The sequence below is a fragment of the Streptomyces sp. NPDC001933 genome (genome assembly GCF_042890955.1).
Classification (GTDB): Bacteria; Actinomycetota; Actinomycetes; order Streptomycetales; family Streptomycetaceae; genus Streptomyces.
The window spans coordinates 1-23,247 of sequence record NZ_JBIASS010000019.1 but is presented as its reverse complement, the minus strand read 5'-3'; the positions used below and the strand labels follow the sequence as shown (position 1 = coordinate 23,247).

The 23,247-nt window shown below is 69.9% G+C and carries 19 protein-coding genes; 9 read left to right on the top strand and 10 right to left on the bottom strand.

Going from position 1 to position 23,247, the window contains the following annotated elements:
• Window positions 1-43: 43 nt before the first annotated feature.
• Entirely contained in the window at window positions 44-613 is a 570-nt protein-coding gene (locus ACFYY7_RS34450) for a DJ-1/PfpI family protein (protein ID WP_351257019.1), read from the top strand.
• 23 nt (window positions 614-636) lie between these two features.
• Here the strand turns inward: ACFYY7_RS34450 and ACFYY7_RS34445 are convergent, their stop codons facing one another.
• On the bottom strand, window positions 637-1,308 hold the full coding sequence (locus ACFYY7_RS34445) for an HAD hydrolase-like protein (protein WP_351257016.1): 672 nt from the start codon (window positions 1,306-1,308) through the stop codon (window positions 637-639).
• A gap of 76 nt (window positions 1,309-1,384) precedes the next feature.
• Window positions 1,385-1,891, bottom strand: a complete 507-nt coding sequence (locus ACFYY7_RS34440; protein WP_388667768.1) for a DUF6912 family protein — start codon at window positions 1,889-1,891, stop codon at window positions 1,385-1,387.
• A gap of 292 nt (window positions 1,892-2,183) precedes the next feature.
• Here ACFYY7_RS34440 and ACFYY7_RS34435 point away from each other — a divergent pair, with 292 nt between their 5' ends.
• Window positions 2,184-2,612 (top strand): Rv3235 family protein, encoded by a 429-nt coding sequence (locus ACFYY7_RS34435; protein WP_376628278.1) that lies wholly within the window; start codon window positions 2,184-2,186, stop codon window positions 2,610-2,612.
• 1,460 nt (window positions 2,613-4,072) lie between these two features.
• Here the strand turns inward: ACFYY7_RS34435 and secA are convergent.
• The gene (gene secA / locus ACFYY7_RS34430; protein ID WP_388667767.1) at window positions 4,073-6,898 is read right to left on the bottom strand and encodes a preprotein translocase subunit SecA; all 2,826 of its coding nucleotides are present in this window, start codon (window positions 6,896-6,898) and stop codon (window positions 4,073-4,075) included.
• A 240-nt stretch (window positions 6,899-7,138) separates the two neighbouring features.
• Between secA and ACFYY7_RS34425 the strand changes: the two genes are divergently transcribed.
• Window positions 7,139-7,711 (top strand): GNAT family N-acetyltransferase, encoded by a 573-nt coding sequence (locus ACFYY7_RS34425; protein WP_388667766.1) that lies wholly within the window; start codon window positions 7,139-7,141, stop codon window positions 7,709-7,711.
• A 66-nt stretch (window positions 7,712-7,777) separates the two neighbouring features.
• On the top strand, window positions 7,778-8,953 hold the full coding sequence (locus ACFYY7_RS34420; RefSeq protein WP_388667765.1) for a winged helix-turn-helix domain-containing protein: 1,176 nt from the start codon (window positions 7,778-7,780) through the stop codon (window positions 8,951-8,953).
• 61 nt (window positions 8,954-9,014) lie between these two features.
• Here ACFYY7_RS34420 and ACFYY7_RS34415 read toward each other — a convergent pair whose 3' ends face one another.
• From ACFYY7_RS34415 to mtnA, 7 genes are all read right to left on the bottom strand, one after another.
• Entirely contained in the window at window positions 9,015-9,764 is a 750-nt protein-coding gene (locus ACFYY7_RS34415; protein WP_388667764.1) for a response regulator, read from the bottom strand.
• A gap of 183 nt (window positions 9,765-9,947) precedes the next feature.
• Window positions 9,948-10,637: a ribosome hibernation-promoting factor, HPF/YfiA family gene (hpf, locus tag ACFYY7_RS34410; protein ID WP_266732488.1), complete on the bottom strand. Its 690-nt coding sequence runs from the start codon at window positions 10,635-10,637 to the stop codon at window positions 9,948-9,950.
• 322 nt (window positions 10,638-10,959) lie between these two features.
• Window positions 10,960-11,685 (bottom strand): ComF family protein, encoded by a 726-nt coding sequence (locus ACFYY7_RS34405; protein WP_388667763.1) that lies wholly within the window; start codon window positions 11,683-11,685, stop codon window positions 10,960-10,962.
• Between the two features lie 112 nt (window positions 11,686-11,797).
• Window positions 11,798-13,663 carry an LpqB family beta-propeller domain-containing protein gene (locus tag ACFYY7_RS34400; RefSeq protein ID WP_388667762.1) on the bottom strand — a complete coding sequence of 622 codons (1,866 nt, stop codon included), beginning with the start codon at window positions 13,661-13,663 and terminating at the stop codon, window positions 11,798-11,800.
• A complete protein-coding gene (gene mtrB / locus ACFYY7_RS34395; RefSeq protein ID WP_388667761.1) occupies window positions 13,653-15,677 on the bottom strand; it encodes an MtrAB system histidine kinase MtrB in 2,025 nt (674 codons plus the stop codon). The genes ACFYY7_RS34400 and mtrB overlap by 11 nt, the downstream gene beginning before the upstream one ends.
• 1 nt (window position 15,678) lies before the next feature.
• The gene (mtrA, locus tag ACFYY7_RS34390; protein WP_187438793.1) at window positions 15,679-16,368 is read right to left on the bottom strand and encodes a two-component system response regulator MtrA; all 690 of its coding nucleotides are present in this window, start codon (window positions 16,366-16,368) and stop codon (window positions 15,679-15,681) included.
• A 4-nt stretch (window positions 16,369-16,372) separates the two neighbouring features.
• Window positions 16,373-17,521, bottom strand: a complete 1,149-nt coding sequence (mtnA, locus tag ACFYY7_RS34385; protein WP_388667760.1) for an S-methyl-5-thioribose-1-phosphate isomerase — start codon at window positions 17,519-17,521, stop codon at window positions 16,373-16,375.
• A gap of 140 nt (window positions 17,522-17,661) precedes the next feature.
• Between mtnA and ACFYY7_RS34380 the strand changes: the two genes are divergently transcribed.
• Genes ACFYY7_RS34380 through ACFYY7_RS34360 form a run of 5 tightly spaced genes read left to right on the top strand, consistent with a single transcriptional unit; the run spans window position 17,662 to window position 23,085 of the window.
• Window positions 17,662-18,864 (top strand): hypothetical protein, encoded by a 1,203-nt coding sequence (locus ACFYY7_RS34380; RefSeq protein ID WP_388667759.1) that lies wholly within the window; start codon window positions 17,662-17,664, stop codon window positions 18,862-18,864.
• Between the two features lie 4 nt (window positions 18,865-18,868).
• Window positions 18,869-19,558, top strand: coding sequence for a DUF4129 domain-containing protein (locus tag ACFYY7_RS34375; RefSeq protein ID WP_388667758.1), 690 nt, complete (start codon window positions 18,869-18,871; stop codon window positions 19,556-19,558).
• On the top strand, window positions 19,555-20,766 hold the full coding sequence (locus ACFYY7_RS34370; RefSeq protein ID WP_388667757.1) for a DUF4350 domain-containing protein: 1,212 nt from the start codon (window positions 19,555-19,557) through the stop codon (window positions 20,764-20,766). The genes ACFYY7_RS34375 and ACFYY7_RS34370 overlap by 4 nt, the downstream gene beginning before the upstream one ends.
• Window positions 20,763-21,764, top strand: a complete 1,002-nt coding sequence (locus tag ACFYY7_RS34365; RefSeq protein ID WP_388667756.1) for an AAA family ATPase — start codon at window positions 20,763-20,765, stop codon at window positions 21,762-21,764. Before ACFYY7_RS34370 ends, ACFYY7_RS34365 begins: the two co-directional genes overlap by 4 nt.
• A 10-nt stretch (window positions 21,765-21,774) precedes the next feature.
• The gene (locus ACFYY7_RS34360; protein WP_388667882.1) at window positions 21,775-23,085 is read left to right on the top strand and encodes a DUF58 domain-containing protein; all 1,311 of its coding nucleotides are present in this window, start codon (window positions 21,775-21,777) and stop codon (window positions 23,083-23,085) included.
• Window positions 23,086-23,247 lie beyond the last annotated feature (162 nt).

Here is a 23,247-nt window from a genome sequence, read left to right as displayed (position 1 = left end):
CTCTGGTAGGCGGAACAGGCCGACGAACCGTGGGAGCCCCGCCATGGCACCGAAGATCCTGATCGTCACCGGCGACGCCGCCGAGTCCCTGGAAGTCCTCTACCCCTACCAGCGGCTGCGCGAGGAGGGGTACGACGTCCACATCGCGGCCCCCACCCGCAAGACGCTCCGCTTCGTGGTCCACGACTTCGAGCCCGGCTTCGACACGTACACCGAGAAGCCCGGCTACACCTGGCCCGCCGACCTGGCGTTCTCCGAGGTCGACCCCGGGGACTACGTGGCGGTGGTCGTCCCGGGCGGCCGGGCGCCCGAGTATCTGCGCAACGATCCCGAGCTGCGCAAGATCCTCAAGGCGTTCTTCGACTCCGACCGGCCGGTGGCCCAGATCTGCCACGGTCCGCTGATGACCGCGGCGGTCGGTGCGCTGACCGGCCGGCACGTCACCGCGTATCCCGCGCTGGAGCTCGACATGCAGACGGCGGGCGCCACCTTCGAGGACCACGAGGCGGTGGTGGACGGCGTACTGGTCTCCTCCCGCGCCTGGCCGGACCACTCGGCGTGGATGCGCGAGTTCCTGAAGATCCTCCGCACAAAGGCCCCGGTGACGACCTGACGCTCCCGCCGGGCCCCCGCTTCTCACCCGGCGATCTGCTCGGCGAGCTGCGCGGCCTCGGCCAGACTGTCCACCACCGGCACCCCGGCCGCCTCCAGGCTGGCCCTGCTGTGCGACCCGCCGGTGTAGAGCACCGCCTTCGCCCCGACGTGGGCCGCGGCCACGGCGTCGTCCACCGCGTCGCCGATGACCACCGTGTACTCGGCGGATATCCCGTCCAGCGCGGCGATGTGCCGCTCCATGTGGCGGGCCTTGCTGCCGCCGGAGGGCCCGGTGCGCCCGTCGACCCGCAGGAAGTGCCGCTCGATGCCGTACCCCCGCACCACGGGGACCAGCTGGTCGTGGCCGTACATGCTCAGGAGCGACTGGCTGCCCCCGCCCAGTTGCCACTGGGTGAGAAGCTCCTCGGCCCCTTCGGTGAGCCCGCAGGCGGCCCGCCGCTCGGTGTAGTGCTGGTGGAAGATCCCGTCCATCCGCTCCCACTCGGCCTCCGTGGGCTGCCTGCCCATCAGCCGTTCGTAGAAGCGGGGTATCGGGATGCAGTACATCTCGCGGTACTGCTCAAGGGTGATCGGCGCCAGGCCGACCTCACCGAACGCGGCGTTGGTCGCGCCGATGACCGCGTCGTTGTCGTCGAGCAGTGTGCCGTTCCAGTCCCAGACCAGATGAGTACGGTGCTTCCCTTGCTTCCCCATGCATAGAAAGTACCCGCCCCCTAGGACACCCGTTCGCCTCTGCCCTCGGGCGATCGGCCCCTCTGGCGATCGGCCCTCAGGGAATCAGATTCGGAATCTCCTGGATGCCGAACCAGAGCAGCTCGTGGTCCTCGGCGCCGTCCACGGTGAACTGCGCGTCGTCGTCCCCGAGGTCCGCCGCCCCCAGCGCCGCGGCCGCCGCCGTGACGTCCTTCTCCGCGTCGTCCGCGTCGACATGCACCGCGGCGGCCCTGGCGAGCGCCACGGGGGACGCGATCCGCACCTCGCCGAGCGAGGACGGGTCCAGGCTGTGGTCCGGGTCGGCGACGGCCGTACCGTCCGGCACCTCGACGGCGATGACGACGCGCCTGCGGACCGCGCCGGGGTTCTGCGCGATCATGCGCAGCGAGGCGGAGGCGGCCCGGTTGAGCGCCGCGTACTCCAGCTCCTCGATGTCGTCCGAGACGTACCACTCGCGCAGTGCGGGGGTCACCGCGTACGCGGTGAGCGGACCGGGACCGATTTCGCCCGCCCGGTGCGCCGCTGCGAGACCGGACAGGGTCAGGGGGACGTACACGCGCATGGCCGGGCCGCTTTCGTAGTCGGAAACGCCCTCAGGATACGTGTGACGTCCCCCTTTGGGGTCACGTGCACCGATGCCGCCCCGTCCACCCGGCAACCACCCCTCACCCTCCTCGCGCCCGCCTCACACCCCGCCCGACACCGGCCTCATCACCCGGATAGGTGATTCCTCCCGGTCGCTCCCGCCGCTCCCGTGCCGCTTGCGGCCTCCTCGGCCGTCGCCGTAGAAGGTCCACAGCAGAAGTTACCGCCCGGTATTTCACCGGGCCTCTGAAGCACGGGGGCGATGAGCGATGAGCACGAACAGGACCCGGCCCGCCGGACGACGCGACCAGCGCAGGCCCGAAGCCGTACCACCCCAGCGCACCCGGGCTCCCCGGCGCGTACGCCCGCACCACTGGTTCGCCGACCGCCTCCTGGCGGTCCTCAGCGGCCAGCGCCCGGTGCACTGGATGCTCGGTCACACCATCGGCGAGGCCTACGACCAGCTGACCGAACTGGCCCCACGCACCCCCCTCAGGGCCCGCGGCGCCCGCCCCGTCATCCGCATGTGCCACGGCGCCCAGCCGGCCCCGGGCGTGGTGGAGGCCTTCGCGAGCATCGCGGCGGGCGAACAGGTACGCGCGATGGCCTTCCGCCTGGAACAGGGCACCGACCTCCGCTGGCGCTGCGCGGCAGTGGAACTCGGCGACGAACACCTGCGGACGGCCCAGCCCCGCTAGCCCGGCCGAGGCCGGCAGACGCAAGGACCCAAGAAAGGAACGCCGAAACAAGACGGGGCACAGAACCGCCCCAACACAAGAACCACCAACCCCACCCACCTCCACCCACCCCGTTCCGCCCTCCCCCAGCCCCCGCGGCCCCCGGGAGGGCGGGCGGCCGACAGGGAGAGCCCACAAATCCCTACCCCACCCGGTTCCTGCCCCCCTGCCCCCCACCAAGCCCTCCTCGACCCCACCTGGCCCCCTCCGACCCCTCCAGCCCCACCTGGCCCCCACCTGGGCCTGCCCGGCCCCTCGGCCCCCTTCACCCGTCCGGGTCCTACGTGGCCCCTCCATCCGCCCCGGTCCTGCGTGGCCTCTCGCTGGCCACACCTCGGCGCCTGGGCCCACTCAGGCCCTGCCCGGCCTCCTCAGCCCCACCGAGGGCCTGCCCGGCCCTCCTCGACCCCGTCCCGGCCCTCTTCCGCCCCGCGCGGTCCTGCCTGGCGTCTCCGCCGGGCTGTTCTGGCTCCGCCAAGCGCTCGACCGACGGGCTGCCGGTGGTCCGCGCACAAGCGCAGCCAGCGAGAAGAGGCCGTCCGAGGACCGGGGGAACGGTCGTCCGACCGTTCGAGGGAGGTGGGGCCACTGGCTCCGTCTCTGTGGGGCCAACGAGCCCCGCTCAAGACGAGCCTGGCCCCACTTCATCCCGTCTCGACGCCTGGGCCGACTCGGCCTGCCTGGCCCACCTCAGCCCCGCCCCGGCCTTACCAGGTCTGCCTCGGTCCTACCAGACCCATCCCAGCACTCCCTCAGCCCCACCTGGCCCTGCCTGGCCCCGCTCAGCGACGCCCGGGTTCAACCTGTCCCTCCTCAGCCTTGCCCTGGCCTCGCTCAGCCCCGCCCCGGCCCTACCAGGCCCGACTCAGCCCATCTCGACGCCTGGGCCGCCCGTCCCTGCCCCAGGCCCCTCTCAGCCCCGCCCCAGCCCTCCTCGGCCCCGCCCGGCCCTGCCAGGCCCCATCCAGCTCATCTCGACGCCTGGGCCGCCACAGCTCCGTCCCAGGCCCCTCTCAGCCCCACACCCCCTCCTCCTCGCCCCCGCCCAGAGGCTCCAACCCCACATGGCCCCTCGCAGCCCCTCGCCCCCCTGGCCCCTTCTCAGCCCCTCCGGCGATTGAGGAGCGGGGTCCGGGGCAGAGCCCCGGTTTCGGGAAGGGGCGGGGAGGGGACAGGCCCCGCGCAGCGACCCCCACCCCACCGCACACGCCCACAACCCGGCCCGACCCGACACGACCCGCCCCACACCGAACACACCCCCACCGAACGCACCCCCACCCCCACCTCACCCCCCACTACCCGCAAACCAAGAAACCGGAGCCGGACGCCCAATCCACGCGCGCCCGACCCCGGCTACAACCCAACTACGACCCGACCACCGCAACGACGTCCAAAGACGTCACCGGCGCCTGCCGCTACCGCTACTTCTTACGGCGCCGCCCGCCCCCGCCATTCTTCTGGGCCTTGCGCCGCTCCGCCCGGGTCAGCCCATCGGACTCGGCCCCGACCCCAGCCGTACCCTCACCGTTGGAGAAGTCGCCCTCGACGACCCCACCCTCCCCATCCACCGTGGGAGCGGAGAAGTGCAGCCGGTCCGGACGCTGCGGAGCATCGAGCCCCTTGGCCCGGATCTCCGGACGCGCCGCCGGCACGGCGTCCTCCTTGACGAGCGAGGTCCGCTCGGCCTCGTCCTGCACCGGCACCTCCTCGACCTGCTGCTCGACCTGGACCTCCAGGTTGAACAGGTAGCCGACGGACTCCTCCTTGATGCCCTCCATCATGGCGTTGAACATGTCGAAGCCCTCGCGCTGGTACTCGACCAGCGGGTCCTTCTGCGCCATGGCACGGAGGCCGATGCCCTCCTGGAGGTAGTCCATCTCGTAGAGGTGCTCACGCCACTTGCGGTCCAGGACGGACAGCACCACACGCCGCTCCAGCTCACGCATGATGTCCGAGCCGAGCTGCTTCTCGCGCGCGTCGTACTGCTCGTGGATGTCGTCCTTGATGGACTCGCCGATGAACTCGGCCGTGATCCCGGCCCGGTCGCCGGCCGCGTCCTCCAGCTCGTCGACGGTGACCTTCACCGGGTAGAGCTGCTTGAACGCGCCCCACAGCCGGTCCAGGTCCCACTCCTCCGCGAAGCCCTCGGCGGTCTCCTGGCGGATGTAGTCGTCGATCGTGTCGTCCATGAAGTGGCGGATCTGGTCCTGCAGATCCTCGCCCTCCAGGACCCGGCGCCGCTCGCCGTAGATGACCTCACGCTGCCGGTTGAGCACCTCGTCGTACTTCAGGACGTTCTTACGCGTCTCGAAGTTCTGCTGCTCGACCTGCGACTGGGCCGACGCGATCGCCCGCGTCACCATCTTGTTCTCGATCGGCACGTCGTCCGGCACGTTGGCCATCGACATGACGCGCTCGACCATCTGGGCCTTGAACAGCCGCATCAGGTCGTCACCGAGCGACAGGTAGAAGCGGGACTCGCCCGGGTCGCCCTGACGGCCGGAACGACCGCGCAGCTGGTTGTCGATACGCCGCGACTCGTGCCGCTCGGTACCCAGGACGTACAGCCCGCCGAGCTCCTTGACCTCTTCGAACTCCGCCTTGACGGACTGCTCGGCCTTCTCCAGCGCGGCGGGCAGCGCGGCCGCCCACTCCTCGACGTGCTCGACGGGGTCGAGGCCGCGCTGGCGCAGCTCCGCCTCGGCGAGGTCGTCGGGGTTGCCACCGAGCTTGATGTCGGTGCCTCGTCCGGCCATGTTCGTCGCGACCGTGACCGCGCCCTTGCGGCCGGCCTGGGCGACGATCGTCGCCTCACGGTCGTGCTGCTTGGCGTTGAGGACCTCGTGCTGGACGCCGCGCTTGGAGAGCTGCTGCGAGAGGTACTCGGACTTCTCGACCGAGGTGGTGCCCACCAGGATCGGCTGGCCCTTCTCGTGCTTCTCGGCGATGTCGTCGACGACCGCGGCGAACTTCGCGACCTCGGTGCGGTAGATCAGGTCCGACTGGTCGGCACGGACCATCGGCCGGTTGGTCGGGATCGGCACCACGCCGAGCTTGTAGATCTGGTGGAACTCGGCTGCCTCGGTCATCGCCGTACCGGTCATGCCGGAGAGCTTGCCGTAGAGGCGGAAGAAGTTCTGCAGGGTGATCGTGGCGAGGGTCTGGTTCTCGTCCTTGATGTCCACCCCTTCCTTCGCCTCGATCGCCTGGTGCATGCCCTCGTTGTAGCGGCGGCCGGCGAGGATACGGCCGGTGTGCTCGTCGACGATCATGACTTCGCCGTCGATGACGACGTAGTCCTTGTCCTTCTTGAAGAGTTCCTTCGCCTTGATGGCGTTGTTGAGGTACCCGACGAGCGGCGTGTTCACCGACTCGTAGAGGTTCTCGATGCCGAGCCAGTCCTCGACCTTCGAGACACCGGGCTCGTGGATGGCCACGGTCCGCTTCTTCTCGTCGACCTCGTAGTCGCCGGTCTCCTCGATGCCCTTGAGCGGGTTGCCCGCCTCGCCCTTGGTCAGCCGCGTGACCAGCTTGGCGAAGTCGCCGTACCACTTGGTGGCCTGGTCGGCCGGGCCGGAGATGATCAGCGGCGTACGGGCCTCGTCGACGAGGATCGAGTCGACCTCGTCGACCACGGCGAAGTTGTGGCCGCGCTGGACGAGCTCGTCGGCGGACCACGCCATGTTGTCGCGGAGGTAGTCGAAGCCGAACTCGTTGTTCGTGCCGTACGTGATGTCGCAGGCGTACTGCTCACGGCGCTGGGCCGGCGTCATGTTGGCGACGATGCAGCCGACGGTCAGACCGAGGAACTTGTGGACACGGCCCATCAGTTCGGAGTCGCGCTCGGCGAGGTAGTCGTTGACCGTGATCAGGTGCACGCCCTTGCCGGAGAGCGCGTTGAGGTACGCCGGCAGGGTGCCGACCAGGGTCTTGCCCTCGCCGGTCTTCATCTCGGCCACATAGCCGAGGTGGAGGGCTGCGCCGCCCATCATCTGAACGTCGTAGTGGCGCTGTCCGAGGACCCGCTTTGCGGCCTCACGGACGGTCGCGAATGCCTCGGGGAGCAGGTCGTCCAGGCTCTCGCCGTCCGCGTACCGTTCCTTGTACTCGTCGGTGAGCGCCCGCAGCTCGGCGTCGGAGAGGTTGACGAAGTCCTCTTCGATGGAGCTGACCTGGTCCGCGATGCGGTGCAGTTTGCGCAGGATCTTGCCTTCGCCTGCACGCATGAGCTTGTTGAAGACGGACACTGAGGCTGGTCTCCTTGCCGGTCGGGCCTGGCACTGGGTCGTGTTATGGACTCTGGCGCGGGCACGGCAGGTGGGCCCCACCGCAACGGCCATCGTAAGCGAGGACCCCGCCGCCCCGGGAGGGCTGCCGCCGCGTTGGCCCTGCTGTCCCCATCCGATTCAACGGCCGGGGAGCGCCGAAGGTGCCGGGAAGTCCGAAAAGTGTTCGCTTCCCGAGCACTCCCTCCCCAGAATCCCTGCATGGAGCCGATCACCCTGACCAGCGACCGCCTGCTGCTGCGCCCCTTCGCCGAAAGCGACGCGGAAACCATCCACGCCGCCTGTCAGGACCCGGATATCCAGCGGTGGACGGTCGTGCCCTCCCCGTACAGCCGCGCGGACGCGGAATTCTTCGCGGGAAAGCTGTCTCCCGGCGGCTGGCACGACGACTCCATGTACAACTTCGCGGTGGTCCTGCGCGAGACCGGGGCCCTGACCGGCGCCCTCGGCATAAACCGCCGCAACCTGCCGGGCACGTACGAGGTGGGTTTCTGGACCGCCGGGGAGCACCGGGGCCGCGGCTACACGACGGAGGCGGTGCTCTGCGCCGCCCGCTGGACCTTCACCGCACTGGGCGGCGACCGGCTGGAGTGGCGCGCCGAGGTGGGCAACGCCCCCTCGCGCACCGTGGCGCTGAAGGCCGGATTCCTGATGGAGGGCGTCCAGCGGTCGGGCCTGCTCAACAAGGGTGTACGGCGCGACTCCTGGATCGGTGCACTGCTCCCGTCCGACCTCGGCCTGCCGGGCGCCGACACCTATCTGCCCGCTCCCTGACCCTTCGGGCCGGGGTTCCACAGGAGCCCCGGCCGGCTGTCAGTGCCTGCCCCTAGGGTTCGGGGCATGACGCCTGTGCCGCCTCCCGCCGTTGAACTCTCCGCCGACCAGGCGCGCCGGATCGCCCTGCGCGCCCAGGGTTTCCTCGGCGCACCGGACCGCAGGGCCGGGGTTCCGGGCGTGCTGCGCCATCTCGGCGCCGTACAGCTGGACACGATCTCGGTGCTCGCGCGGTCGCACGAGCTGATTCCGTACGCGCGCCTCGGCGCGGTCGGCCGGCGCACCGTCGAGGAGGCGTACTGGTCGGGCGGCCGCACCTTCGAGTACTGGTCGCACGCGGCCTGCATCCTGCCGGTCGAGGAGTGGCCGCACTTCGCCTTCCGCCGCCGCGCCTACCGCTCCCGCCCGCACTGGCACCACGACCTGCCGGACGGCGCGTACGAGACGGTGATCAAGCAGCTGCGCGCCGAGGGCCCGCTGACGGCCACGGAGCTGGGCGGCGCGAAGAACGGCGGGGAGTGGTGGGACTGGTCGGCGTCGAAGGTCGCCGTCGAGCGCGCCCTGATGTACGGAGAGGTGGTGTGCACCGAGCGGCGCAGCTGGAAGCGGGTGTACGACCTCGCCGAGCGGGCCCTGCCCGACGACGTGCTGCACGACGATCTGGAAGACGCGGAGTGCCTGCGACGCCTGGTCGCCCTCGCGGGGCAGTCCCTGGGCGTGGGCACCCGCGCGGACATCGCGGACTACCACCGGCTCAAGGCCGAGCAGTTCGACGCGGTGGTGGCCGACTCCGGGCTGGTACCGGTGACGGTGCAGGGCTGGGCCAAGCCGGCCTGGGCGGACCCGGCGGCACTGGCCTCGGAGCCGCGCGGGCGGCACCGTACGACGCTGCTGTCGCCGTTCGACTCGCTGGTCTGGGAGCGGGCGCGCACCGAGCGGCTCTTCGGCTTCACCCACCGGCTGGAGGCCTACGTCCCCAAGCCCAAGCGGGTCCATGGATACTTCGCGATGCCGCTGCTGGCGGGCGGAAAGCTGCAGGGCCGCGTCGACCCGGCGCGCGAGGGCAGCACGCTGGTCGCCCGGCAGGTGTCGTTGGCGGGCAGGAAGGCCGTGGCGCCGATGGCCGAGGCACTGGTGGAGGCGGCGTCCTGGGTCGGCTGTACGGATGTCCGGCTGGAGCGGGTCGACGCTCCGGAACTGCGCGGACCGCTCGCTCAGGAAATCGCCCGCGCCCTGGCCTGAGCACACATTCCCGTGCCCCCGACCGGCCCTTTGCCGGGTGACCCGCGCCTTCCCGGCCGGGTCACCTGATCTCCAGGATCTTCTCCCGCATGGCATAGACCACGGCTTCCATCCTGGAGTGAAGCTGCAGCTTCTCCAGAATGTTGCGGACGTGGTTCTTCACGGTGTTCTCGGAAATGAACAGTTCCTTCGCGATATCGCGATTGTTCATGCCCGTTGCAACGAGTTTGAGGACTTCAAGTTCCCGGTCGGTGAGCCGGGGCGCCGGCACCAGTCGGCGCTCGTCGGTCCGCTGGATCATCGATTTGAACTCGGTGAGCAGTTTGGACGCCATGGAAGGGCTGATCTGCGACTGCCCGTCGGCGACCGCGCGAATGGCCGTGGCCACCTCGTCCGTGGAGATCTCCTTGAGGAGATAGCCGGTGGCACCGGCCTTGATCGCGTCGTAGAGGTCGGCCTCCTCGTCGCTGATCGTCAGCATGATGATCTTCGCGCTGGGGGCCACCTCCTTGATCGCCGTGCAGGCCTCGATGCCGCCGCGCTTGGGCATCCGGACGTCCATCAGCACGATGTCGGGGAGCAGATCGGCGGCCTTGTCGACCGCCTCCGACCCGTCACCCGCCTCGCCGACGACCTGGATGTCCTCCTCCTGGGCGAGGACGATCTCCAGACCTCTGCGGAAGAGCGCGTGATCGTCCACCACGAGGACCCTGATCGGCTCCCTGTGGAAACCGCTGTCCGCGGCGGTACCGGCACCGCCGATGTCGTCGGCGTCATTCGCATCGCGCACGGGCCCGAAGGCGTCCGCCATCGTTCCTCCCCCTGAAGGCCATGGCCTGAAGTTCACACGGTCCGCCAACGGCAGTTCACAGAGCACCGATTGGCCTGGGACGCCATGATTCCATGCCTGGACGTCAGAGCGGTGATCCTGTGGCCGCACGCTGGTGCCCCTGGGGGCGCACAGGCGCTCCAGGGGCACCGCGGAAGCGTGGCGTCAGCCGCCGAGCGCACCGCCTGCGCCGCCCGCCTCATCGGCGGCCAGCGGGTCGGTCCTCAGGTGGATGACACCGTAGTCATAGGCATGCCGCCGGTAGACGACACTGGGTTCCTTCGTCTCGGAGTCGACGAACAGATAGAAGTCGTGCCCGACCAGCTCCATCTCGTAGAGCGCCTGGTCGAGCGACATCGGTGCGGCGACGTGCGTCTTCTCGCGCATCACCAGCGGGCCCTCGCCCTGAACCTCCAGCGAGCCGAACCTCGTGGTCGGTACGGAATCGGCCGACTCATCGGCGATCAGATCGCCCTCGCCGTTGAACGACGCCGCCCCCGGCACGGTCTCGCCGACCTCGGCAGCGGGAATCCGGCCATTGCCGCGGCGGCTGTAGCGCTTGTCGTGCTGCTTGCGCAGCCGCGCCTCCAGCTTGCCGGTGGCCAGGTCCAGCGCTGCGTACGGGTCGCCTGCGGCCGCTTCAGCCCGGATGACCGGACCACGCGAGCGGAGCGTGATCTCCACCCGGTCGGAACGGTCGGCCTGACGGGGGTTCGGCTCCTTGGACACCTCGACGTCGAGGCTGATCACCTTGCCGTCGAACTTCTGGATCTTGTCCAGCTTCAGCTTCTCGGCCACGTGCTTGCGGAACCGCTCGGGCACCTCGGTCTTGCGGCCCTTGACGACGATGTCCACGCAGAACTCCGTTCCCGGATCGCTCCGCTCAGCGGCGGAGCATCTCCCTTTTGCACCAGGCCCCGGTGACAACCGGAGCCGCGGACTCGGTGACTTCCACCTCCTCCTCCCCCATCGGCAAGGTCTCCGCCCCACCGAATTCCCAGCTTCTGGACTACTGGTGCTTCGCCTGCCCGAAACCTGGCGGTGCATTCATCGAGGTCCGGCATTCACCATTCCTCACAACCGAACATAGCCTGCTCGGCCGGATGTCGGCACCCGCTACTCGCACGTACCTCCGTTCGGGACGTTTTTCTCACTCACTACCTGCAACGATGCAAGTTCATTGACAGTTCCGGTTTATTTCGAAGGCCGACGGAGATACTGCGACAACGGCCGCCTGCCCGCTGCCGGGGACGCCATCGGCGTGCCCGCTCGCCGCCACCGCTCTGGCCGCCTCGGCGAGCGAGGCACCCGTCGTCAGAAGGTCGTCCACCAGCACCACCCGTCCGGCCGCGAGCAGCCGCTCGCCCCCGGCCACGACCTCCAGCGCCCCCGCCAGATTCGCCAGCCGCTGACCGGCGCCCAGCCCCGCCTGGTCGGCCACCGCACGCCGCTGCCGCAGCACCGCGACCACCCGGGCCGGGGTGCCGCCGCGTCTCAGCTCACCCGCCGCGGCCAGCGCGATCCGGCGCGTCGGATCGTGGCCGCGTGCCGCCACCGCACGCCGCGCCGACGGCACCGGCACGAGCAGCAGCGGGCCGCCCACACCCACATGCCCCGTCCCGGCCCGCACGGCACCCGCCAGCGCCTTGCCGAGCGCTCCGGCCAGCCCCATCTCGCCCCGCTCCTTATGGGCGAGCAGCACCGCACGTACCGCGTTCTCGTACGCGGCGGCCGCATGCACCACCGGCAGGGCCGGCGGTTGAGGAACGGGCCTCACCCGGCGCGGTGCCCCGCCATGGAGCTCCGCCCGGCATTCCTCGCACAGCTGCACACGCGTCCTGCCACAACCGCCGCAGGACACCGGCAGCACCAGGCCGGAGATCTCCCGCCACCACCCCCGCATGACTCCACTGTGCGCTTCCCGGAGCGACCGGGCCACCCCTGTGGAAAACGCGGACCGGGCCCTGCGGCTCCCGCCCCGGGCCGGCCTGCGGCTCCCGTCCGCGGGGCGGCTCTCAGCCCGGGTAGACCAGTGACGAGCCTGCCTTGACCACCGTCTGCCAGTTGTCACCGGGCGACAGCTTCACGATCCCGTCGCTGGACGTCGCCGCCATCAGCGGGAGCTGCTCGTCGTCCGCCGCCGCGACCGACAGCACCTGGTTCACCCCGGGCAGCACGCCCGATGCGGATGTCGAGCCGTCCGCCTGCACGTAACGCACCTGCTGAACGCCGCCCTGCTCCTTGCCGACCACCACGAGGCGGCTGCGACCCGACCACGACATCGCGGTCACGTCCGTCAGCTGCGGCGCGGCCTGGCGCAGCTCCACCACCGAAACCTGCTGCGCCGATTCCCGCCCACGCCGTTCGATGCGGCCGATCTTCAGCGTGTTGTGGCCGTCCTGGGTCACCAGCAGGGCGATCCGCACTCCGTCCGCGGACACGCGCAGCGCCTCGATCCGCCCGCCGTCCAGGTCGGGCACGGCGACCTCCTCCGGCGCTCCGGTACCCCCGACCAGCCTCAGCAGTCTGGGCCTGTCACGATCCCGGTCGGCCACCCACAGGTCGCCCCGGCCGTCCCAGCTCGGCGCCGACAGACGGTTCTTCACCTCGTGGGACCTACTGGTCACCGAGGCCACGGGAAGTTCACCGTCCGAGACGATGGACGACACGTACAAGGACGCCCCGTCACGCGAGACCGCCGCCGCCGACTGCTCGTCCCTGGCCACACCGACCGTGCCCATCCGCACCGGTCCGTCGCCGAGCGGACCGGCCACCGCCTCCGGAGTCCCACTGCCCTTGTTGCTGCCGGGAATTCGCTGCACATGCCCCTTGTCATCGACGAAGTACTGGCTGTCCGGCCCACTCGACGAACCGTCAGGAGCGAACTCCTCCGCCTGGTCCGCTCCGAGCAGACACAGCGCGGAGCCGTCGGAACGCTGGAGTTCGACCTGCTCGACCCGGGCGGACGTCAGGTCCCTCAGGGTGTAGAGGATCTGCGAGGCCATCATGCGGCAGGAGCGCTGCCCGACGCCGTCCGCGTTCTTGTCGAGCGGGACCTTCAGTACGTTGCGGTCGTCGGGCGCCAGCGAAGTGACCCCCTTCTTCAGCGCCGTGCCGGGCGGGAACCGCGATGCGACCACGGGCTGCAGCCAACTGGTCGGCCCCGCGAGGAGGCTGCGGACGGACTGTGTCACGGTGTCCATCCCCGTGACGGGGTCCGTCCGGCTGCGGAGATAGACGGGGTCGGCGACCAGCGTCGGCTGTCCCTCGGACCGCCCCGCCGCGAAGTAGTACTTGTTGACGGAGCGGTAGAGACGCCTGAAGTCGGACTGCCCGAGCAGCAGACCGTCCGGCACGTGGTCGATCCGCCACTCCCTGCCGCCCGGTCCGTTCTCCCTCACCAGGTGCAGGGTCTCGTTGTAGTCGGTGGGCGCGAGCGGCTGATAGGCGCTCTGCTCGTCGACCGTCGCCACCTTCTCGCCGGTCAGTGTGTAGGTGACGTCGGTGACGTTGCGGTCGCTGTCACGGAAGGGGCGGTCGTTCCGGTTCGGCGCCTTGGTGAGCACGGTGGTGACCGCGTCCGGCTTCCACGTCCCGGCCGCCTTCTTCGTCAGGTACCGGCGGGTCGTCCTGAACTGCGGGTCATCACTGGTCATGGACTCCAGGAAGCCGTCGACCACCTCGTTGGGCGTGGCGTTGTCACGTGGCGCGACGGCGTAGACCTGCACCTGGGAGTCGCCCGGCTGCGAGGCGTCGACAGCCTTGACGTCCCCGGTGACGGGCATCGAGCCGCACGCGGAGAGCAGCACAACACCGCACCCGAGCAGCGCGAACAGCGCCGGCACGCGTCCTTGGCCGTCCTTGCGACGGTCAGTCCCCACGATTCGTGTCCCCCCGCTCCGGGTCCTGCACCGCAGTGTCGAATTCGCCGCCCGACCGGTCCTCGGCGTGACGCGCGACCACCCGTGCGCCGCTCCCCGGAAGGGCCGCCGGATGCACCGAGGCCGGCGTCGTCCGCGAAACCACCGGGGTGCGGGACGGCACGGGCAGCGCGGATCTGTCGTTGCTGCCGGGCTGGGTCGGCACCGCCGTCAGCCGGTGCTCGCTCCCGGCCTTCGGCGCGGCCTCGGCCCGCTCACGGTTCTCCCGGTTACGACGGGAGTCCTCGGGTTCCAGTGGTATCGGCGATCCGCGCAGCGGCTCGTCCGCCGTACGCGGCAGAGTCAGCCGGAACTGCGAACCGCCGCCGGGCTCACCCCACGCCTGGAGCCAGCCGCCGTGCAGCCGGGCGTCCTCCACCGCGATGGAGAGCCCGAGACCGGTACCGCCGGTCGTCCGCGCGCGGGCCGGGTCCGCCCGCCAGAATCGGTTGAACACCCGCGTCGCCTCGCCCGGCTTCAACCCCACCCCGTAGTCCCGGACGGCCACGGCGACCGCGCCTCCGGCCACCCCCATCCGCACCACGACGTCGCGGCCCTCGCCGTGTTCGACGGCGTTGACCACCAGGTTGCGCAGGACGCGCTCGACCCGTCGTGCGTCGGCCTCCGCGATCACCGGCTGCTCGTCGCCGACCACCCTGATCCGGGTGCCCTTCCGCTCGGCCAGCGGCTCGGCCCCGCCTATCACCCGTCGTACGACCTGCCGCAGATCTATCGGCTCCGCTTCCAGCGCCGCGGCCCCCGCGTCGAAGCGGCTGATCTCCAGCAGATCGGAGAGCAGCGACTCGAACCGGTCGAGCTGGTCCCCGAGCAGCTCCGCGGAGCGCGCCGTCACAGGATCGAAGTCGCTGCGGGCCTCGTGGATGACATCGGCGGCCATCCGGACGGTCGTCAGCGGGGTCCTCAGCTCGTGGGAGACGTCGGAGACGAAGCGCCGCTGCATCCGGGAGAGCTCCTCCAACTGCTGGATCTTCAGCTGCAGGTTCTGCGCCATCTTGTTGAATGCCTCACCGAGACGGGCGATGTCGTCCTCGCCGGTGACCTTCATCCGCTCCTGGAGCCGGCCGGCGGAGAGCCGCTCCGCGATTCCGGCCGCCATGCGCACGGGCGTGACGACCTGCCTCACCACGAACCAGGCGATGGCCCCGAGCAGCACGACCACGAAGAGTCCAGCGGTCGCCAGCGTGGTCTTGATCAGGGTCAGCGACTTCTCCTCCTGCGTCAGCGGGAAGAGGTAGTAGAGCTGATACGGATTGTGGTCGTTGTCGTAGAGCCGCTTGCCCACGACAAGTCCGGGCTGCGGTTGCTGCCCGTTCGCGTACTGGATCTCGGAGTACGTCTGGAACGCCCCGGACCCCTTGTTCACCGCATCCCGCAGGCGCTGCGGAATACTCACCGCCTCCACGCTGCCCGAGCCGCGTGGGGCACGGGTTCCCTCGTCGGCGCTGAGCGCCACCACGTTGAAGGCGTTCTTGCCGCCGCTGGCGAGCTGGTCGACGAGCTCGGTCCGCCAGGAGTTGTTGGCAGTGGCACCGTCCGCCGCGTCGCCGCCCTGCCCACCAGGGGTGAGCGGGGCGTTCGCCTTCTCCTGGGCCGCGGCGAAACCGCCGGCCGCCTGCGTCTGGGCGGCCTTTCCCTTGGCTTCGAGCAAGCCGTTGCGCACCTGACCGATCACGACCAGCCCGAGGAGCAGCACCACACCGAGCGACATGAGCAACGTGCCCGCGACGACGCGCAGCTGGAGATTGCGCCGCCAGAGCCGTACGGCGGGCAGCAGCGGACGCCGCACCCAACGCATCAGCAATCGCGGCACAGGACCACCGGGCGCCCGGTCGTGGAACAACCGGCCGCCCTGCAGAAGGCGCCCGATCCGGAACGCCCTGTGTCCTGGACCGGCAGCCCGCTCCGCACGGGCTCCCGGCTCCCCGGGCTGCGGAGCAGCGCTACTCGGGGGCATCTCAGCTCGGTCCGGCCTTGTAACCGACTCCTCGGACGGTCACCACGATCTCCGGCCGCTCCGGGTCCTTCTCGACCTTGGAACGCAGTCGCTGGACATGCACATTCACCAGCCGGGTGTCGGCGGCGTGGCGGTATCCCCACACCTGCTCCAGCAGCACCTCACGGGTGAAGACCTGCCACGGCTTACGGGCGAGCGCGACCAGCAGGTCGAACTCCAGCGGGGTGAGCGCGATCGACTGCCCTTCCCGCTTCACCGAGTGACCGGCCACATCGATGACCAGGTCCCCGATGGCCAGCTGCTCCGGCGCCGGTTCCTCGGACCTCCGCAGACGTGCCCTGATCCGGGCAACCAACTCCTTAGGTTTGAACGGCTTGACGATGTAGTCGTCGGCCCCGGACTCCAGACCCACCACCACGTCAACCGTGTCGCTCTTGGCAGTGAGCATGACGATCGGCACACCCGACTCGGCCCTGATCAGCCTGCAGACCTCGATGCCGTCCCTACCGGGCAGCATGAGATCGAGCAGGACCAGGTCCGGCTTGGCCTCACGAAATGCGGCAAGTGCCTTGTCGCCGTCCGCTACGAACGACGGCTCGAACCCTTCACCACGCAGCACAATCCCGAGCATCTCGGCCAGTGCGGTGTCGTCGTCGACGACAAGGACGCGTCCCTTCATAATCGACATCATCCCATTAGCTAATCGTTACCTGCGATGATCTGGCACACAGCTCTGCCAGTCCGGCCCTCGTGACCGGGGAAACCGCACCCTCCTCCGTGACGATCGCCGTGACCAGCTCCGGCGGCGTGACATCGAACGCGGGGTTGTACGCCCGGGTTCCAGCCGGTGCCACGAGCACTCCGCCGGCGGACTCGCCCGCCACTCCGACCCGCGGCGATGTGAGCTCCGTCACCTCGACCCCCGGCCGCTGCTCGACGACGATCGACGCTCCGTCCGCGGTGTCCAGATCCACGGTCGTGGTCGGCGCGACCACGATGAACGGTACGTGGTGGTACTTCGCGAGCACTGCCAGCGGATAGCTCCCCACCTTGTTCGCGACCGACCCGTCCGCGGCGATGCGATCCGCCCCGATGAGCACGGCATCCACCTCGCCCGCGGCGAACAGCGAACCTGCGGCGTTGTCCGTGAGCAGGCTGTACGGCATTGCGTTGCGCGCCGCCTCGTAGGCCGTCAGCCGAGCGCCCTGCAGCAGCGGACGCGTCTCGTCCACCCACAGCTGCCGCAGCCGCCTCTCCCGGTGTGCGGCGAGCGCCACGGCGAAGGCGGTGCCCTCACCACCGGAGACGAGCGCCCCCGTATTGCAGTGCGTAAGAAGGCGGTGCCCACCATCACCGGGCAGCAGCTCGTCCAGCAGGGCAAGGCCGTACCGCGCCATGCGCCCGCTGGCCTCGGCGTCCTCCCGGTGCAGCGCCCTGGCCTCGGCCAGCGCCACCGCCGCGGCCCGCTCCGGACCCGCCCCCCTCCCGACGGCCTCCCGATATGCCCGGTCGGCCCGCCGTACCCCGTACCCGAGGTTCACCGCGGTGGGCCGCGCCCGCCCCAGCAGCTCCGCGGCCCCCGCCACGTCATCCCCACGGGCGGCTGCGAGAGCCACCCCGTAGGCCCCCGCGATACCGAGCAGCGGGGCGCCGCGCACCGCCAGCGTCCGAATCGCCCGCACCAGCGCGGGCACATCGGTGCACACCAGCACGGCTTCCTCCGCCGGCAGTCGCGTCTGGTCGAGAAGCACCAGAGCGGGGCCTTCCGGCGGCTCGGCCCAGCGAAGTACGGGAAGCGCGGGAGGCTCGATGCCCACCGGCGATTGCGCGTCCTGATCAGCCATCCGCCCAGTCTGCCCGGTGAGCCGCCCGCAAATGAAGGCCGGAAGGAGATGGAACGCCCGGCCCAGACCTGGGCAACGCGTGGCACGATGGCTGCCAACCTGCCGCCCCGATGAGCGGGCAGGACCGTGAAGGAGCGAGAATGAACGACACTCCGGGCTGGGCCTCGCCCGGATCTGCCCCCTCCGAGGGTCAGGGGGCCGGTGTCCCCCGGCCCTCCGAGCCCGTCGACGGCAGCGGCCCGGCAGGGAACTGGTCTCCCACGCAGCCGCCCGCAGGACAGTGGTCCCCACCGAGCCCTCCCGGCTCCGGTCCCGGCGCACCGCCTCCCCCTGCGGGCTGGGGCGGCGGACCTCAGGGCCCCGGCTGGGGACAGCCGCCCTTTGCGGCCAAGCCCGGCGTCATCCCTCTCCGGCCTCTCGGCGTCGGCGAGATTCTTGACGGCGCGGTCTCCACGATGCGTGCCCACTGGCGCACGGTCCTCGGCATCACACTCGCCGTGTCCGTGATCGCCCAGATCGCGACCATCCTCGTGGAACGGTTCCTGCTGCCGGAGCCTCCGCGGATCGACCCGAACGCCACCGGCTCGGAAGCTCTGCGGCAGGCCACCGAATCGGCTCAGTCGGCTCTGTTCAGCAGTCTGCCCTCCCTGCTCATCACCATGATCGCCACACTGATCACGACATCTGTGCTGACCGTGGTGATCAGCCGCTCCGTGCTGGGCCGCTCCGTGACGCTTTCCGAAGCCTGGGCCGAGGCCCGGCCCCGGCTTCTTCATCTGCTGGGGCTGACCCTGCTGCTGGCCCTGATCAGCTCCGCCATCCTGACGGTGGGCTTGCTGCCGGGCATGCTCCTCGGTTCCGCCGCAGGTGCCGGGCTCGCCCTTCTCGGGTTCATGGTCGCGTTCGTCGTCGTCATCTGGCTGATGGTCCGCTTCTGCCTCGCCTCGCCGGCCCTGATGCTGGAGCGGCAGTCGATCACCACCTCCATGCGCCGTTCCGCGAAGCTGGTCAGGGGCGCCTGGTGGCGGACCTTCGGCATCCTGGCGCTGACCTGGCTGCTGACGCTCATCGTGGCCGTGGTGATCACCATCCCGTTCGGCTTCATCGCGATGACCGTGGACGGCGACGGAATCGGCTCCGCCCTCACGGGCGGCTCCACGGACTTCGGCTGGCCCTTCCTGATCGTCTCCGGCATCGGCGAGGTGATCATCGCGACGATCACGTACCCGCTGTCCGCCGGCGTGATGGCGTTGCTCTACATCGACCAGCGCATCCGCCGCGAAGCACTCGACCTCGAGCTCGCCCGCGCGGCGGGCCTGCCCGGATACGACACCAGGAGCTGATGCCGTGTCGGGGGCGGGGGGCACCACAGCAGTACGGCTACTGATCCGCGCGAGCGGCGACATACCCGTGGACACTCCACGTGGGCCCGCTCGCGGGGCAGCGAAGCACGAACTGTCCAAACCGATGTACCACGAGAACGATCCCAACCTCCTCCAGCGGGGCCTGGACCGGCTCTGGGACTGGATCGGCGATCTCCTGGACACGGCGTCCGGCGCCGCACCGGGCGGCCCGGCAGGTCTTGTCGTGCTCGTACTGATCGTCGTAGGCCTGGTCGCCGCACTCTGGTGGCGACTGGGCACTCCGCGCCGCACCGTACGATCCGCGGACGCCCTCTTCGACGACAGCCCCCGCAGCGCGGCCGAACACCGGAAGGCCGCCGAGGCCCACGCCGCCGCCCAACGCTGGAACGAGGCGGTCCAGGAACGGATGCGCGCCATCGTCCGCTCCCTGGAGGAGCGCGCCCTGCTCGACCCCCGCCCCGGGCGCACAGCCGACGAGGCCGCCGCCGAAGCCGGCCGGCCACTGCCCGCACACGCGACACGACTCCACGCTGCCGCCAGGGAATTCGACGATGTCACGTACGGCGGCCGTACCGCCGACCAGCAGGCATACCTGGTCCTGAGAACCCTGGACCTCGACCTCGAAACCGCCAAGCCTCTCCTGACAACCACGGCCCAGGGGGCAGCCGAATGACCGGGGCCACCGCCGCCTCCACCTCGGCGGCCCTCACCCCTCGCCAGGTCTGGGTCCGCATCCGCGGTCTGCTTCTCGCCCTCCTCGTGCTCATCGCCGCCGGAATCGCCCTGGCAACCGTCCGCTCCGGTGACCGGCACGGCCTCCTCGACCCACGCTCCGCCGACCGCTACGGCAGCCGGGCCGTCGCCGAACTCCTCAAGGAACGCGGCGTCTCCGTTCACGTGGTCACCACGCTCGACGAAGCCACCGCCGAGGTCGGCCCCGACACCACGCTGCTCGTCACTTCCCCCAATCTGCTGGCACCGCGCCAGCAGATCGAACTCCGTGCCGCGACCGACGCCTCGGCCGGACGCACCATCCTGCTCGCCGCGGGCCCGTCTTCCGTACAAACACTGGTCCCCGGCGTCAGGGCGGAGTCCGCCGTACCGGTGACCCCTCGCTCCCCCGAATGCTCCCTGCCCGCCGCCCGGAGTGCCGGCGACGTCGAAACGGGGGGCTTCCGCTACGCCTCGGACGGACTCGACACCATCGGCTGCTTCCCGAGCGGCGGCCTCCCCACCGTGCTCCTGGTCGAACAAGGAGCGGGTGACACCGTGCTCCTCGGCTCCCCCGACCTCCTCCACAACCACAGACTCGCCAACCAGGGCAACGCTTCCCTGGCCCTGCAACTTCTCGGTTCCCGTCCTCATCTGGTCTGGTACCTCCCCTCGCTCGCTGATACGTCCGCTGCCGCCGAGAACGGGGGTTCCGGAGGCGACGGCGCCCTCGACGACCGCAGCTTCGCCGACCTGATCCCCCAGGGCTGGCTGTGGGGCACCTTGCAACTCGCCCTTGCCGCCGTGCTCGCCGCCATCTGGCGCGCCCGTCGACTGGGCCCCCTGGTGACCGAGCGCCTGCCCGTTGCCATCCGCGCCTCCGAATCCACCGAAGGCCGGGCCCGCCTCTACCGCAAGGCGAACGCCCGCGACCGGGCCGCCGAGTCACTGCGTTCCGCCACCCGGACCCGCATCGCCCCACTCATCGGCGTCCCCCCACGCGACGCCCACTCCCCCTCAACACTCGTACCCGCCGTTTCCGCCCGCCTGGGCAGCACGGACGACAGCCTCCAGACATTGCTCTTCGGACCCGCCCCGTCCGACGATGCCGCTCTCGTCCGACTGGCAGACCAACTCGACACCCTCGAAAGAGAGGTACGCACGTCATGAGCGCCCCGCCCCCAGTGCCCGCCGAGACCACCGAGCCCCTCGGGAACGGCGACACAGCCCGCGCATCTCTGGAAGCGCTGCGCTCTGAGATCGCCAAGGCCGTAGTCGGCCAGGACCCGGCCGTAACCGGCCTCGTCGTCGCTCTGCTCTGCCGAGGCCACGTTCTCCTCGAAGGCGTCCCCGGAGTGGCCAAGACCCTCTTGGTACGGGCCCTCGCCGCTTCACTCGAACTCGACACCAAGCGCGTCCAGTTCACCCCCGATCTGATGCCCAGCGACGTCACCGGCTCACTGGTCTACGACGCCCGCACAGCCGAGTTCTCCTTCCAGCCCGGCCCCGTCTTCACCAATCTGCTGCTCGCCGACGAGATCAATCGCACCCCTCCCAAGACGCAGTCCTCCCTCCTCGAAGCCATGGAAGAGCGCCAGGTCACCGTCGACGGAACTCCTCGGCAACTGCCCGACCCCTTCCTCGTAGCCGCCACGCAGAACCCCGTCGAGTACGAAGGCACCTATCCGCTGCCCGAGGCCCAACTGGACCGGTTCCTCCTCAAGCTGACGGTGCCCCTGCCCTCACGGGAGGAGGAGATCAACGTCCTCAACCGTCATTCCGACGGTTTCAACCCTCGTGACCTCAAGTCGGCCGGCATACGCCCCGTCGCCGGCCCGGCAGATCTGGAAGCCGCCCGAAACGCGGTCGCCCGGACCAAGGTCTCTCCCGAGATCGCCGGCTATGTCGTCGATATCTGTCGTGCCACTCGTGAATCCCCCTCGCTGTCCCTCGGAGTCTCTCCCCGAGGTGCCACCGCCCTGTTGTCGACCGCTCGCGCCTGGGCCTGGCTCACCGGCCGCGACTATGTCATTCCGGACGACGTGAAGGCCCTGGCCCTCCCCACACTTCGTCATCGCGTCCAACTACGGCCCGAGGCGGAGATGGAGGGTGTCACCCCCGACTCCGTCATCACGGCCGTCCTCGCCCACGTCCCCGTACCCCGATGAGGCGGTGACCGTGGCCCTCACCGGACGTACCGCCCTGCTGGCCGCCCTGGGGTCACTCCCTGTAGGCATCCTGGCCCCGAGCTGGACCGGAATGCTGGCAGTCAACGCACCGCTCTCTTTGGCAATTCTCTGCGACTACGCCCTGGCTGCACCAGTGCGAACGCTCCATTTCACCCGATCCGGTGACACAAGCGTTCGACTCAACGAGACCGCCGAAGTGCAACTCACCGTAACCAACTCTTCCCGTCGCAAGCTGCGGGCACACCTTCGCGACGCCTGGCCTCCCAGCAGCTGGCCCACAGGCACGGAACAGACTTCCTCACGGCACGCACTGACGGTCCCGGCGGGCGAACGCCGTCGGCTGACCACTTACCTGCGTCCGACCCGGCGCGGTGACCGCCGGGCCGAGCGCATCACCGTCCGCTCGTTCGGACCGCTGGGGCTTGTGTCCCGGCAGGGAAATCACCAGGTCCCTTGGACAGTACGTGTCCTGCCCCCGTTCACCAGCCGGAAGCATCTGCCGTCCCGTCTCGCCAGGCTCCGGGAACTCGACGGCCGCACCAGTGTTCTCACTCGTGGCGAAGGCACGGAATTCGACAGCTTGCGTCCATACGTGCCCGGCGACGACACCCGCTCCATCGACTGGCGGGCCACCGCACGTCAGTCCGCCGTCGCCGTGCGTACGTGGCGCCCCGAGCGGGACCGTCACATCCTCGTCGTCCTGGACACCGGCCGTACCTCGGCAGGGCGTGTCGGTGACGTGCCCCGTCTCGATGCGTCTCTGGACGCGGCCCTGCTTCTCACGGCACTTGCCTCTCGTGCAGGCGACCGTGTCGACCTGCTTGCCTACGACCGCCGCGTCCGCGCACAGGTCCAAGGCCGGTCCGCGGGAGAGGTCTTGTCAGCAGTGGTCAACGCCCTGGCGCCCGTCGAGCCGGCACTTGTGGAAACGGATGCCCGAGGTCTCGTCTCTGCCGTGCTCGCTGGAGCTCCACGTCGCTCCTTGATCGTGCTTCTCACCGGTCTGGACGCAGCCCCCGTAGAGGAAGGTCTTCTTCCTGTACTCAGTCGTCTCACCCAGCGCCATACCGTGCTGGTGGCTTCTGTGGCGGATCCGCATGTCGAGCAGATGACGGGTTCGCGAGGCACAGTGGACGCGATCTACGAAGCTGCGGCAGGCGCACAGGCCCAGACAAGGCGACTCCGCACCGCAAAACAGCTCCAGCGTCATGGCGCGGTGATTGTCGATACCGCTCCGGACAACCTTGCCCCGGCCCTCGCCGATGCCTACCTCGCCCTGAAGGGCGCGGGGCGGCTCTAACTCATCCAACCATTACTGCTAACAAACCGAGCCGCACATCGGGAAGGGCTTCCCGGTCGACCGTCGCAGAACGCAGAAAAGCCCCGTGTCCACAAGGACACGGGGCTTTCCCGTAAAAGGAGTTCGGCGGCGTCCTACTCTCCCACAGGGTCCCCCCTGCAG